Source organism: Streptomyces sp. NPDC020898 (assembly GCF_044333925.1).
Taxonomy (GTDB): domain Bacteria; phylum Actinomycetota; class Actinomycetes; order Streptomycetales; family Streptomycetaceae; genus Streptomyces.
This window is the reverse complement of sequence record NZ_JBIRRV010000007.1, coordinates 456,798-470,724: the sequence shown is the minus strand read 5'-3', so window position 1 is coordinate 470,724 and position 13,927 is coordinate 456,798. Positions and strand designations below refer to the sequence as shown.

Annotated in this window: 10 protein-coding genes; 5 read left to right on the top strand and 5 right to left on the bottom strand. The window is 68.8% G+C overall.

Translation table 11 applies throughout. The features are described 5' to 3' along the window. The first annotated feature begins 132 nt into the window (after positions 1-132). The gene (locus ACH4TV_RS24525; RefSeq protein ID WP_398401495.1) at positions 133-1,653 is read left to right on the top strand and encodes an amino acid permease; all 1,521 of its coding nucleotides are present in this window, start codon (positions 133-135) and stop codon (positions 1,651-1,653) included. A gap of 44 nt (positions 1,654-1,697) precedes the next feature. Here ACH4TV_RS24525 and ACH4TV_RS24520 read toward each other — a convergent pair whose 3' ends face one another. Next, on the bottom strand, positions 1,698-2,072 hold the full coding sequence (locus ACH4TV_RS24520; RefSeq protein ID WP_398401493.1) for an NTP pyrophosphohydrolase: 375 nt from the start codon (positions 2,070-2,072) through the stop codon (positions 1,698-1,700). A gap of 92 nt (positions 2,073-2,164) precedes the next feature. On the opposite strand from ACH4TV_RS24520, the gene ACH4TV_RS24515 reads away from it, so the two are divergent. After that, on the top strand, positions 2,165-3,235 hold the full coding sequence (locus tag ACH4TV_RS24515) for a hypothetical protein (protein WP_398401491.1): 1,071 nt from the start codon (positions 2,165-2,167) through the stop codon (positions 3,233-3,235). A 330-nt stretch (positions 3,236-3,565) separates the two neighbouring features. Here the strand turns inward: ACH4TV_RS24515 and ACH4TV_RS24510 are convergent, their stop codons facing one another. The 4 genes from ACH4TV_RS24510 to ACH4TV_RS24495 all read right to left on the bottom strand — a co-directional run bounded on the left by ACH4TV_RS24510 (position 3,566) and on the right by ACH4TV_RS24495 (position 10,566). After that, entirely contained in the window at positions 3,566-5,695 is a 2,130-nt protein-coding gene (locus ACH4TV_RS24510; RefSeq protein ID WP_398401489.1) for a 3-hydroxyacyl-CoA dehydrogenase NAD-binding domain-containing protein, read from the bottom strand. After that, entirely contained in the window at positions 5,692-6,918 is a 1,227-nt protein-coding gene (locus tag ACH4TV_RS24505; protein WP_398401487.1) for a thiolase family protein, read from the bottom strand. The genes ACH4TV_RS24510 and ACH4TV_RS24505 overlap by 4 nt, the downstream gene beginning before the upstream one ends. A gap of 199 nt (positions 6,919-7,117) precedes the next feature. Beyond that, the gene (locus ACH4TV_RS24500; protein ID WP_398401485.1) at positions 7,118-8,155 is read right to left on the bottom strand and encodes a LacI family DNA-binding transcriptional regulator; all 1,038 of its coding nucleotides are present in this window, start codon (positions 8,153-8,155) and stop codon (positions 7,118-7,120) included. Beyond that, positions 8,152-10,566 (bottom strand): glycoside hydrolase family 2 protein, encoded by a 2,415-nt coding sequence (locus ACH4TV_RS24495; protein ID WP_398401482.1) that lies wholly within the window; start codon positions 10,564-10,566, stop codon positions 8,152-8,154. The genes ACH4TV_RS24500 and ACH4TV_RS24495 overlap by 4 nt, the downstream gene beginning before the upstream one ends. 159 nt (positions 10,567-10,725) lie before the next feature. On the opposite strand from ACH4TV_RS24495, the gene ACH4TV_RS24490 reads away from it, so the two are divergent. Genes ACH4TV_RS24490 through ACH4TV_RS24480 form a run of 3 tightly spaced genes read left to right on the top strand, consistent with a single transcriptional unit; the run spans position 10,726 to position 13,840 of the window. Then, entirely contained in the window at positions 10,726-12,039 is a 1,314-nt protein-coding gene (locus ACH4TV_RS24490; RefSeq protein WP_398401479.1) for an extracellular solute-binding protein, read from the top strand. Beyond that, entirely contained in the window at positions 12,036-13,013 is a 978-nt protein-coding gene (locus ACH4TV_RS24485; protein ID WP_398401477.1) for a carbohydrate ABC transporter permease, read from the top strand. Before ACH4TV_RS24490 ends, ACH4TV_RS24485 begins: the two co-directional genes overlap by 4 nt. Then, positions 13,010-13,840, top strand: coding sequence for a carbohydrate ABC transporter permease (locus tag ACH4TV_RS24480; protein ID WP_398401475.1), 831 nt, complete (start codon positions 13,010-13,012; stop codon positions 13,838-13,840). Before ACH4TV_RS24485 ends, ACH4TV_RS24480 begins: the two co-directional genes overlap by 4 nt. Positions 13,841-13,927: the final 87 nt, after the last annotated feature.

Here is a 13,927-nt window from a genome sequence, read left to right as displayed (position 1 = left end):
CCAATGGGCCGGTCTCCCCACCCTTTACGGTGGTGAGACCGGCCCATTAGCGTGAAATCCCTGGTGTCAGGGCATACGCACCACGCCCCCTCTCGATCATGTCCGGGACGACACAGCGTGGGAGGTACGTCCGTGAGCAGCACCCTCTTCAGGACGAAGAAGGTCGAGCAGTCCATCCTCGACACCGAGGAACCAGAGCACGCGCTCAAGAAATCCCTGTCGGCGCTGGACCTGACGGTCTTCGGCGTCGGCGTCATCATCGGCACCGGCATCTTCGTCCTCACCGGCACGGTCGCCAGGAACAACGCGGGCCCCTCCGTCGCCCTGGCCTTCGCGGTCGCCGGCGTCGTGTGCGCGCTCGCGGCGCTCTGCTACGCCGAGTTCGCGTCCACGGTGCCGGTGGCCGGATCCGCGTACACGTTCTCGTACGCCTCGCTCGGTGAGCTGCCCGCCTGGATCATCGGCTGGGACCTGGTGCTGGAGTTCGCGCTCGGCACGGCGGTGGTCGCCGTCGGCTGGTCCGGCTACATCGACTCGCTCCTCGACAACGCCGGCTGGCACCTGCCGGCGGCGCTCAGCGGCAGAGACGGGGCCGACGGCTTCGGCTTCGACATCCTCGCCGCCGCGCTGGTCCTGGTGCTGACCGGCATCCTCGTGCTCGGCACGAAGCTCTCGGCGCGCGTGACCTCGATCGTCGTCGCCATCAAGGTGACGGTCGTGCTGACCGTGATCATTGCGGGCGCCTTCTTCATCAAGAGCGACAACTACGACCCGTTCATCCCCAAGGCGCAGGAGGTGCCGGCCGGCGACAGCCTCCAATCGCCGCTGATCCAGCTGATGTTCGGCTGGGCACCCTCGAACTTCGGCGTGATGGGCATCTTCACGGCCGCCTCGGTCGTCTTCTTCGCCTTCATCGGCTTCGACGTCGTGGCCACGGCCGCCGAGGAGACGAGGAACCCGCAACGGGACATGCCCCGGGGCATCATCGGCTCACTCATCATCTGCACCACCCTCTACGTCCTGGTGTCGATCGTGGTGACCGGCATGCAGCACTACACCGAACTGTCCATCACCGCACCGCTCGCCGACGCCTTCAAGGCCACCGGGCATCCGTGGTTCGCGGGCTTCATCAGCTTCGGCGCCGCGGTAGGCCTGACAACGGTCTGCATGATCTTGTTGCTGGGCCAGACCCGGGTCTTCTTCGCGATGAGCCGCGACGGTCTGCTGCCCCGCTTCTTCTCCCACGTCCACCCGCGGTTCAAGACCCCGCACCGCCCGACGATCCTGCTGGGCGTGGTCATCGCGATCCTCGCCGGCTTCACCCCACTGAGCGAGCTCGCCGAACTCGTGAACATCGGCACGCTGTTCGCCTTCGTGGTCGTCGCGATCGGCGTGATCATCCTCCGTAGGTCCCGCCCCGACCTGCACCGGGCCTTCCGCACCCCGTGGGTGCCGTTCATCCCGGTCCTGTCGGTGCTCGCGTCGTTCTGGCTGATGCTGAACCTGCCCACCGAGACCTGGCTGCGGTTCGGAATCTGGATGGCGCTCGGCTTCCTCGTGTACTTCGTGTACGGCCGCTCCCACAGCCGTCTCGGCCGCGAGGAGGAGACGACGGTGGGCCAGGTGCTGAAGCCCCCGGCCAAGGGCAACTGAGCCGAGCGATCAGCCGAGTCGACCACCGGGCTGCGTGCGGTGCGCTAATTCCGTACCGTACGGGGCCCGGTGACCTCGGCGCCCAACTCCCCGACCCTGCGCCGCAGTTCCCGGTCAGCGGTGACGACGAGACACTCCCGCCCCCCGGCCTCGGCGACCAGCTCGACCATCCGGTCGTCCCCGCTGCCGGGAGCCGACTCGACCCGTACACCCGCAACCGAATCGACCCCGCGGGCCGCGCCCTCGACCACGAGGACGATCTCCAGGGGCCCCGGCCGCCCCGGCAACCCGCTCTCCGCGTACGCCGTCAGCCGGTCCCGGAGGCGTTCCGCCGCCCCGCGCCGGTCCCGCCACCAGCCGTCGGGTACCGAGCCGACGACATTCGCGGCGTCGACGATCACGAGCAGGGGGGCGTCCATGGGAATCAGGGTCGCACGCGGTGGCGGAATCACAGGTACCGGATGAGGGGCCGGGCGGCGCGGCCAAGGTAAGAGCACACTAAAGTGGTCCAGTGCCCATTGTTCCTCCTTCCGCGACCACGGCTGCGGAGCGTCCCGAGTCGGTCAACGGCGACTGGCTCATACGGGGCCGCGACGGCCGGCTGAGCACGTACGACGCCGTGGGAGACGCGATCGTCTGCCGCGCGGAGTCCTGGCCCGGCGGGCCCTGGCTCGCGCCCAGACACCTCGGCGGCGACCAGCGCGTGCACCCGATGCTCGGAGTCGGCCAAGGCGCCGACGAATACGCCCACTTGGCGGCCTGGCGGCCGACGGTCAAGGGTGAGGCCGGCCTCGTCCACACCACGCACTTCCGGCCCGCACTCGCCGCCCTCGACTGGACGCGCCTCGGCCACCCGAACCAGCAGGGCGACTGGACCGGCGTACCGGCGGTCGCTGTCGACGCCGAGGGCCGCGCGCATGTCTTCGTACGGAACGCGGTGGGCGGTGTCAGCATGCGCGGCCAGAAGGAGCGCGGCGGCTGGGGCCCCTGGCGCGACCTCAAGGGCCACGACATGGAAGAACAGTTGACGGCCGTCACGCGTACGTCCGGACGCGTCGAGCTGTACGGCAACTCGCCCCACGGCATCCTGCGCTGGACGCAGGGCGGCCCCGGCTGGATCCCGGAACTCGACGAGACCCCGCTGAAGGCGACGGCCCGTCCGGGCACTCTGCGGGCGCTGGTCACGTCCGACGAGCACGTGACGCTGTTCTACCTGGACGAGACGGACACGGTGTGCGCGTGGCGCCCGGGCAGTGAGCCGGTCGAGCTGCTCCCGGGCGCGGGTCCCGGCCCCGTCTCGGTCCTGAGGTGCACCCTGGACGAGGTCGACTGCACGCTGCTGGCCCAGCGGTCGTCGAGCGGGCGGGTGGCGTTCGCCGCGTATCCGACCGAGCAGGAGTCGGCGGGCGCGTGGTGGACCGAGTCGGGCCCCCAACTCCCCCTGAACGCAAGGGTGTCACTGGCCCAGGACGCGGACGGCGGGGTGGTCGCCGCGACGGCGATACCCGGCGGCGGAGAACTGAGGGTCACCCGCAGAAAACAGGAACCAGGCCTGGCCCTGGAGGCATGGCGGACGGTGTGACGGGGGGTTCTTTCGCCCCCGCCGCCCCTACCCGTCCCATCCTCGGGGGCTCCGCCCCCGAACCCCCGCTCCTCAAACGCCGGAGGGGCTGAAATGGGCCGGGCCGGACCGCGCCAGCTTCTTCCCCGCCCACCAGCCCCCGCCGCTTCTACTGCCCAGGCCCAGGCATCTCAGCCCGTCCGGCGTTTGAGGACAAGGCCCGTTCAGGGCCGAAGCAGGGGTCTGGGGGCGCAGCCCCCAGGGATGGGACGGGTAGGGGCGGCGGGGGCGAAACCAAATGCCCCGCACGCCACCAGGGCATGCAGGGCACTCGGCACCACCGACGAACCGTTACGCGGGGACGGAAGCCACCCCGGCCTCCAGGAACCGCTTCCCGTTCACCCGCTCGGAGACACCCTCACGGTCCAGGTAGGGCGTGATCCCACCCAGGTGGAAGGGCCACCCCGCGCCAGTGATCAGGCACAGGTCGATGTCCTGCGCCTCGGCCACGACACCCTCGTCGAGCATGAGCCCGATCTCCTGGGCGACCGCGTCGAGCACCCGGTCCCGTACCTGCTCCTCGGTCAGGGAGACATCCCCCTGCTTCAGCAGCGCGGCGACCTCGGGATCCAGCTCGGGCTTCCCACTGTCGTACACGTAGAAGCCACGCTTGCCGGCCTTGACGACGGCGGCGAGGTTCGGGGAGACCGTGAACCGGTCCGGGAACGCCCGGTTGAGGGTCTCGGACACATGCAGCCCGATCGCCGGACCGACCAGCTCCAGCAGCACCAGCGGAGACATCGGCAGCCCCAGCGGCTCCACCGCCTTCTCCGCGACCTCGACCGACGTACCCTCGTCGATCACGTTCTGGATCTCGCCCATGAAGCGCGTGAGGATCCGGTTGACGACGAACGCCGGGGCGTCCTTCACCAGCACCGCGGTCTTCTTCAGCTTCTTGGCGACACCGAACGCCGTGGCCAGCGAGGCGTCGTCCGTCTGCTCGCCGCGCACGATCTCCAGCAGCGGCAGGATCGCGACCGGGTTGAAGAAGTGGAAGCCCACGACCCGCTCGGGGTTCTTCAGCTTCGACGCCATCTCCGTCACCGACAGCGAAGACGTGTTCGTCGCGAGGATCGCGTGCGCCGGGGCGACCGCCTCGACCTCCGCGAACACCTGCTGCTTGACGCCGATCTCCTCGAAGACGGCCTCGATGATGAAGTCGGCGTCGGAGAAGCCCTCGGCCTTGTCCAGGACACCGGTGACCAGGGCCTTGAGGCGGTTGGCCTTGTCCTGGTTGACACGGCCCTTGCCGAGCAGCTTGTCGATCTCGGCGTGGACGTAGCCCACACCCTTGTCGACGCGCTCCTGGTCGATGTCGGTCAGCACGACCGGCACTTCAAGGCGGCGCAGGAAGAGCAGCGCGAGCTGCGAGGCCATCAGGCCGGCGCCCACGACACCGACCTTGGTGACCGGACGGGCCAGCGACTTGTCCGGCGCACCGGCGGGGCGCTTGCCGCGCTTCTGGACGAGGTTGAACGCGTAGATGCCGGACCGGAGTTCGCCGCCCATGATCAGGTCGGCGAGGGCTACGTCCTCGGCGTCGTATCCCTGCTGGAGGTCGCCGTTCTTGGCCGCGGCGATGATGTCCAGCGCGCGGTACGCGGCCGGAGCGGCGCCGTGCACCTTGCTGTCCGCGATGAAGCGGCCCTTCGCGACCGCCTGGTCCCAGGCGTCGCCGCGGTCGATGGCCGGACGTACGACCTCGATGTCACCCTTGAGGACGGAAGCCGTCCAGATCAGCGACTGCTCCAGGAAGTCCGCGCCCTCGAACAGCGCGTCGGCGATGCCCAGTTCGAGGACCTGCTGGCCCTTGAGCTGCTTGTTCTGGTTGAGCGAGTTCTCGATGATCACGCTCACCGCACGGTCCGCGCCGATGAGGTTCGGCAGGATCGTGCAGCCGCCCCAGCCCGGGACCAGGCCGAGGAAGACCTCGGGGAGCGAGAAGGCCGCGATGGCCTTCGAGACCGTACGGTACGCGCAGTGCAGACCGACCTCGACGCCACCGCCCATGGCGGCACCGTTGTAGTAGGCGAAGGTCGGGACGGCGATCCCGGACAGCCGCTTGAAGACCTCGTGGCCGCCCTTGCCGATGGCGAGCGCGTCGTCGTGGTTCTTCAGGAGCTCTACGCCCTTGAGGTCCGCGCCGACCGCGAAGATGAACGGCTTGCCGGTGACGCCGACACCGACGATCTCGCCGGCCGACGCCTCCTTCTCGACCTGGTCGATGGCGATGCTCAGGTTCGCCAGCGAGGCCGGACCGAAGGTGGTCGGCTTGGTGTGGTCGAAGCCGTTGTCGAGCGTGATCAGCGCGAAACGGCCGGCGCCGAACGGCAGGTCGAGGTGGCGTACGTGCGCGGACGTCACGACCTCGTCGGGGAACAGCTCGGCCGCGCCCTTCAACAGCTCAGTGGTGGTGCTCACTTGTCGCCTCCGGCGTCCTTGTGGTGCGGGTTCTCCCAGACGACCGTCGCGCCCATGCCGAAGCCGACGCACATCGTGGTCAGGCCGTAACGGACCTCCGGCTGCTCCTCGAACTGGCGGGCGAGCTGCGTCATCAGACGCACACCCGACGAGGCCAGCGGGTGACCGAAGGCGATGGCACCGCCGTACTGGTTCACGCGTGCGTCGTCGTCCGCGATGCCGTAGTGGTCGAGGAAGGCCAGGACCTGGACGGCGAAGGCCTCGTTGACCTCGAACAGACCGATGTCACCGATGCCGAGGCCCGCCTTGGCGAGCGCCTTCTCGGTCGCCGGGATCGGCCCGTAGCCCATGACCTCGGGCTCGACGCCGACGAAGGCGTACGAGACGAGGCGCATCTTGACGGGCAGGTTGTTCTCGCGCGCGAAGTCCTCGGACGCGATGATCGACGCGGTGGCGCCGTCGTTCAGACCGGCCGCGTTACCGGCGGTGACCCGCCCGTGCACCCGGAAGGGCGTCTTGAGCCCGCTCAGGTTCTCCAGGGTGGTCCCCGGCCGCATCGGCTCGTCGGCGGTCACCAGACCCCAGCCGGTCTCGCCGACCTGGTCGTTGGTGTTGCGCACCGAGATCGGCACCAGGTCCTGCTGGATCTTGCCGTTGGCGTACGCCTTGGCGGCCTTCTCCTGCGAGCGCACGGCGTACTCGTCGGCGCGCAGCTTGGTGATGTGCGGGTAACGGTCGTGCAGGTTCTCGGCGGTCATGCCCATGAACAGGGCCGACTCGTCGACGAGCTTCTCGCTCACGAACCGCGGGTTCGGGTCGACGCCCTCGCCCATGGGGTGGCGGCCCATGTGCTCCACGCCACCGGCGATGACGGCGTCGTAGGCACCGAAGGCGATCGAACCGGCGGTGGCGGTGACGGCGGTCAGCGCGCCCGCGCACATCCGGTCGATGGAGTAACCCGGGACCGACTGCGGCAGCCCGGCGAGAATGCCCGCGGTGCGCCCCAGGGTCAGACCCTGGTCGCCGATCTGCGTGGTCGCGGCGATGGCGACCTCGTCGATCTTCTTCGGGTCGAGCCCGGGGTTGCGGCGCAGCAGCTCCCGGATCGCCTTCACGACGAGGTCGTCGGCGCGGGTCTCGTGGTAGATGCCCTTCGGGCCCGCCTTGCCGAACGGGGTGCGGACGCCGTCGACGAAGACGACATCCCTGACGGTACGAGGCACGATGGCTCTCCTCCAGGGTGCGGGATGGCACTGCTGCGATGCGCTGAGCGAGGCTCCACTGAGCGCGCGCTCAGTCCCCATGCTACTTGCGGGTAACCGCGCTGCACACCCCTGAGCGGGTGAGCGGCGAAGGTCACACGGGATTCGCATGTTACCCCCGGTTACACACGTCCGCGCGGTCCGCCGGTAACAGCAGCTCTCATCCCCTGGGCGGAGCAGTAGACCCCCGGGGGGTAAGTACGGGCGTAGCCACCGGATGCGACCCGCCCCCACCCCCGGCGATCACCCCGAACAACGTCCGGGCGACGTCCGCCCCGAACCCGTGCACGTCATGGCTCATCGCCGACAGCGTGGGCCGCGTCAACCGGCACAGCTGGGAATCGTCCCAGGCCAGCAACGACACGTCCCCCGGGACATCGAGCCCCATCTCCGCGGCCACGGACAGGCTCGCCACGGCCATGATGTCGTTGTCGTACAGGATCGCCGTGGGCCGGTCCGCCGCCGAGGCGGACAGCAGCGACCGGGTGGCCCGGGCCCCCGCGTCGCCGGAGTAGTCGGTCGCCACCTGTGACGCTCCGGCCAGCTCCAGCCCCCGGGCCGCCTCGTCGAAGGCCGCCGTACGGATGGCCGTGTGCCCGAACGCCGCCGCGCCCCCCACTCGGGCGATCCGCCGGTGCCCGAGCGCCGCGAGATACCGCACCGCCTCCGTCACGGCCGTGGCGTCGTCGGTCCACACCGAGGTCAGCCCACCGGTGAGCGACGGATGCCCGACCGCGACCGCGGGCATCCCGAGCCGTTCGACGGCCGGGACCCGGGGGTCGTCGGCCCGGAGGTCCACCAGGATCGCCCCGCCGATGAGCCGCCCCTTCCACCAGGACTCCTGGAGCCCGACCTCCTCCTCCAGGGTCCGTACGAGCCTGAGCAGCAGCGAGCACGAATGCTCGGTCAGTACGCTCTCCACGCCCGAGATGAACTCCATGTAGAACGGTTCGAGCCCGAGCAGCCGGGCCGGCCGGCAGATCGCCAGCCCCACCACGTCCACCCGGGCCCCGGCCAGCATCCGGGCGGTGAGGTTCGGCTCCCAGCCCAGCTCACGGGCGGCGGTGAAGATCCGGTCCCGGGTCGCCTCGGCGAGCCCCGGTTTGTGGTTGAACGCGAGGGACACGGCCCCCTTGGACACACCGGCGCGCGCGGCGACATCCTTGATGGTGACTCGAGGGGTCGGCAATGCCGTCATCGTGCTGGCTCCACGCAGTACAGGGCCGATCGGGCGGTCTCGGCATCCGGAGTCTCCCAGCTACCCACCCCGATGGTCACCTGTTCCCCGGGCAAGAGGGTCACCAGTCCACGATCGGCCCGCGCCGCCGGGTCCAGCCGGTCCGCCTGCAACAGGAGATCCCGTACGAGGGTACGAGCCGTCACCGTGACCGCCCCTGGAGCAACACTCACGTCGAACTCTGGTGTGGGGTAGGGGATTTCACGGTCCGGCACCGGAAAATACAGGGCCCGCAGCCCCTCCGTACCGGCGTCCGAGCCCGCGTCCGCGACCAGGAACTCCTTCGCCCCCACCGGCTCCAGTTCCCGGGGTACGCGCACCTCGGCGACCGCCCGCCGCTCCGCCACGAACCCGACCCGCACCGACCCGACCGCACCCCCGTCCACCGACATCCGCCGCAGCTCCACCGTCCCCGACCACCGCTCCGCCGACTGATTGACGACGGCCAACACCAGCCCGGATCCCCGCACTTGAAGAGTGAGCAGCCGGTCCGCGTACAGCCGCCGCAGCTCGTGGTAGAGCGGCTTCTCGCGCCCGTCCCCGTCGATCGCCGCCCAGGACGTCACCGGCCAGCAGTCGTTGAGCTGCCACACGATCGTCCCGGCGCACACCGGCCAGTGCGAGCGCCAGTGCTCGATCCCGGCGGCCACGGCACGGGCCTGGTTGACCTGGGTGAGGTAGTGCCACCGGTCGAAGTCCCCCTCCGGCAAAGGGAAATGCCGGGCGAGCCCGCGCTCCAGCTTCCCGTTCCCGTCGTCGGCCTTCTGGTGGTGCAGCATGCCGGGGGAGTCGGCGGCGAGCCGCTCACCCGGCAGGGCGCGCCGCAGGGTGGCGTACGCGGGCGGTGCCTGCCATCCGAACTCGGCCACGAAGCGCGGGACTTCGAGCCGGTAGTCGGCATAGTCGTCCCGGTTCCACACCTCCCACGAGTGATGCGTACCGTGCGCCGGATCGTTCGGATGCCGCTCCCAGGACCCGGACCACGGACTGCCCGCCGAGTACGGCCGCGTCGGGTCCAACTCGGCCACCACACGCGGCAGTACGCCCAGGTAGTACCCCTCACCCCACGACTCCCCGGACAGCCGCTGCTCCCAGCCCCAGTCCTTGAAGCCCCACAGGTTCTCGTTGTTCCCGTTCCACAGCACGAGCGAGGGATGCGGCATCAGCCGTACGACGTTCTCCCGGGCCTCCGCCTCCACCTCACCCCGCAGCGGCTGCTCCTCGGGATAGGCGGCGCACGCGAACGGGAAGTCCTGCCAGACCAGCAGCCCCAACTCGTCGCAGGCGTCGTAGAAGTCCTCGCTCTCGTAGATCCCGCCGCCCCACACGCGCACGAGGTCCACACCGGCGCCGGCCGCCTGCGCGAGCCGCGCCCGGTACCGCTCCCGGGTGATCCGGGACGGGAACACGTCGTCCGGGATCCAGTTGACGCCCCGCGCGAACAGCCGCTCCCCGTTGACGACCAGGGTGAACCCGGTCCCGTGGGCGTCGGTGGACGTGTCCAGGAGAACGGTCCGGAACCCGACCCGCCGCCGCCAGCCGTCCAGCGGGACGTCACCATGACGGAGCGTCAACTCGGCGTCGTACAGCGGCTGTGCCCCGTACCCGCGCGGCCACCACAGTTCCACGTCCGGCACTTCCAGCCGTACGACACCACTGGTCCCGTCGACCGGGCCCCGCACCCGAACCTCACTGCCGTCACCGCCCCGGATCAGGGCCTCCAGCGTGAGCCCGGCCTCGACGCGGGTGCGCTCCACCTCGACTGCCAACCGGACGCGCCCCAAGCCGTGTTCGTCGACCGTCACCTCGGGCCGCACCTGCGCGATCCGGGCCGTCGACCAGTGCTCCAGACGCACCGGCCGCCAGATCCCGGCGGTGACCAGCGTGGGACCCCAGTCCCAGCCGAAGGAGCACGCCATCTTCCGGATGTACTGGTAGGGCTCGGCATAGGCGCCGGGCCGCTCGCCCAGCCGCTCGCGCACGGCCTCCGCCTCGGCGTAGGCGGACGCGAACCGCACGGACAGCCGCCCTGTCATGCCGGTCACGTCGAACCGGTACGAGCGGTGCATGTTCCGTACCCGGCCCAGGAGTTGACCGTCGAGCAGGATCTCGGCGGCTGTGTCGAGCCCGTCGAAGACCAGATCGGTCTGTTCCTGGACGGACCCGTTCGCCAGGCCGGTCAGATCAGTCTCGTACGTCCACTCCCGACGCCCCACCCACGCCACCGCGGCCTCGCTTTGGCCGATGAAGGGGTCCGGGACGACACCCGCCGCCAACAGGTCGGTGTGCACGCATCCTGGGACGGTGGCGGGAAGTTCGCTCCCCTCGTGCCGCACGGTCCAGCCCTCGGTGAGCGGTGTGGCCTCCAGCATGCGCACTCCCTAAACCGTTCCATTCCCGCGTGGGTCAAGCGCGGAAAACATGGTGGCACCCTTGGCGAAATAGGGACTTTACCGGTTCAGTAAGTGGTGTCAGAGTGCCGAATCAGCCATCCCTGTAGTGCTCGTCCGTCCCGAACGGAGCTGATGCACATGAACCGCCGTACGATTCCCGCACTCCTCACCGCCGGCCTGCTGCTCTCCGCGTGCACCGGAACCGGAGGAACCTCGAAGGGCGCTGACGCCAAGGCGGCTGACGATCCGTCAAAAGTGAGCGGAACCATCAAGGTCCTGACCGTACGGACCGACCTCGTGCAGGACGGCACGATGAAGAAGTACGCCGACGACTTCCGCAAGACGTATCCCAAGGTGAAGGTCGAGTTCGAGGCGCTCACCAACTACGAGGCCGAAGTCAAGATCCGTATGAACACGGAGAACTACGGCGATGTGCTGCTGATCCCCGCGGTGATCAAGAAGAGCGACTACCCGAAGTTCTTCGCCTCGCTCGGCACCGAGTCCGAGCGCGCCAAGAAGTACCGCTTCACCGACACCACCACGGTCGACGGCAAGGTCTACGGCCAGAGCCCGGTCGGCGTGACGCCCGGGTTCGTCTACAACAAGAAGACCTGGCAGGAGGCCGGGGTCACCGACTGGCCCACCACACCCGCCGAGTTCCTGACCGCTCTGAAGGCGATCAAGTCCAAGACGGACGCGGACCCGTACTACACCAACTTCGCCGCCCAGTGGCCGCTCACGTCATGGACGTACGTCAACGGCTCGGTCAACTGCGACACCGGGGCGACGACGAAACTGGTCGAGAGCGACCCGTGGGCGAAGGACGCCGACCTGCGCGTCGGCGACACGCTGCTTTACGACATCGTGCACGACGGGCTCGCCGAGAAGGACCCGACGACCACCAACTGGGAGGCGTCCAAGCCTCAGTTGGCCAAGGGGAAGATCGCCACCCAGTGGCTCGGCACCTGGGCGATCGTCCAGTTCCAGGACGCGGCCAAGAAGGCCGGCGTCGACCCCGCCGACATCGGGTTCATGCCGTTCCCGGCCCAGGTGGACGGCAAGTTCTGCGCGGTTGTCGGCCCCGACTACAACCAGGCCGTCAACGTCCACTCCGAGCACAAGGCGGCGGCCCGCGCCTGGATCGACTGGTTCACCGACAAGTCCGGTTACGCGGACGACAACCTGGCCATCTCCCCGCTCAAGGACGCCCCGCTGCCCGCCGTGATGCAGCCGTACGAGGACGCCGGGGTGAAGTTCATCGAGGTCGACGACGCCGACGGAGCCCGGCTCAAGCTCGTCGACACCGAGTCGGAGGTCGGCATCTACGGCCCCGACTACCGTCAGGATCTCGTCGACCTGGCCCGGGGCGCCCGCAAGGGCAGCCTCGACGACTTCCTCGGAGACCTCACCAAGCGCTGGACCGAGGCACAGCAGTCCGTGGGGTCGCAGTGACGGACACGACCGAGGCCGGTACGGCGGCGCGAACGTCGGCGCGGGCGAAGGGAGCGCCGCCCGCGCCGGCGGGCACCGAATCACTGCCACCTCGACGTCCGCGCAGGGCACGCCTGTTACGGGGCCTGACCCCCTGGCTGTTCCTGGTCGCCCCGCTCGCGCTTCTGCTGGTCTTCACCTACGCGCCGATCGTCAACATGGTCGCGTACAGCTTCACCGACTGGGACGGCGTCAGCCCCGAACTGCACTACACGGGCACCGAGAACTACACCGAACTCCTCACGCGCCCCGAGCTGTTCGAGGTGTTCTTCGTCAGCGGCTACTACCTGGCCGCCTCCGCGCTCCAGATCGCCGCCGCGCTCTACTTCGCGACGGTCCTGAGCTTCAACGTCCGCTTCCGGAACTTCTTCAAGGGCGTGCTGTTCTTCCCGTACCTGATCAACGGGGTCGCCATCGGCTTCGTGTTCCTCTACTTCTTCCAGGACGGCGGCACCCTCGACTCGGTGCTGGGCGTGTTCGGCGTCCACACGGACCACGCCTGGCTGGGCACGCCGGAGTCGGCGAACACCTCCCTCGCCGGCGTCTCCGTCTGGCGCTACACGGGCCTGAACTTCGTGCTGTTTCTGGGCGCGATCCAGTCCATCCCCGGGGAGTTGTACGAGGCCGCCGAACTCGACGGCGCGAACCGCTGGCACCAGTTCCGGTACATCATCGCGCCGGGCATCAAACCGGTGCTGAGTCTGAGCGTGATCCTGTCGATCTCGGGCTCGCTGGCTGTCTTCGAGATCCCGTACATCATGACCGGCGGGGCGACCGGCACCGAGACGTTCGTGATCCAGACGGTGAAGCTGGCGTTCCAGTTCAACAAGACGGGGCTGGCCTCGGCGGCGGCCGTCGTACTGCTGCTGATCGTGCTGGCCGTGACCTGGTTGCAGCGGCGGCTCGTTCCGGACGACAGGGTGGACCTCGTATGACGCGCCGAGCGGTTGCCCGTACGTTCGTGTACCTGTCCCTGATCCTCGCGACGGTGGTCGTCCTGCTGCCGCTGGGCGTGATCGTCCTGACCTCGCTCAAGTCCGAGCAGGAGATGGCGGACGACAGCGGGGCGCTCACACTGCCGGGCGACTTCCTGAACTTCGACAACTACGTGACGGCGTTCCAGGACGGCGAGATGCTGTCCGCGTTCGCCAACACGTCCTTCATCCTGCTGTTCGCGGTCACCGGAACCGTTCTCATCGGTTCGATGACGGCGTACGCGATCGACCGCTTCACCTTCCGCTTCCGGAAGCTGGTGATCGCCCTGTTCCTGGTCGCGACCCTGGTCCCCGGCGTCACGACCCAGGTGGCGACCTTCCAGATCGTCAACAGCTTCGGCATGTTCGACACCCTCTGGGCGCCGATCGCGCTCTACATGGGCACCGACATCGTGTCGATCTACATCTTCCTGCAGTTCGTCCGGTCGATCCCGATCTCCCTGGACGAGTCCGCACGCCTCGACGGAGCGAACGCCTTCACGATCTACCGGAAGATCATCTTCCCGCTCCTCAAACCGGCGATCGCGACCGTGGTGATCGTGAAGGGGATCACCGTCTACAACGACTTCTACATCCCCTTCCTGTACATGCCGTCCGAAGATCTTGGCGTGATTTCGACGTCCCTTTTCCGCTTCAAGGGCCCCTTCGCGGCCCACTGGGAGACGATCTCGGCAGGAGCGGTACTGGTCATCCTGCCGACACTGATCGCTTTCCTGTTCCTGCAGCGCTTCATCTACAACGGCTTCATGAAGGGCGCGACGAGGTGAGTTTTTAGGGGCGCGGGGCTGTATCAATGTGCGGCTCCGCCGCGTGGGCGCGATCAGCCACAGCGGACCCGCACCCGCCAACAGACC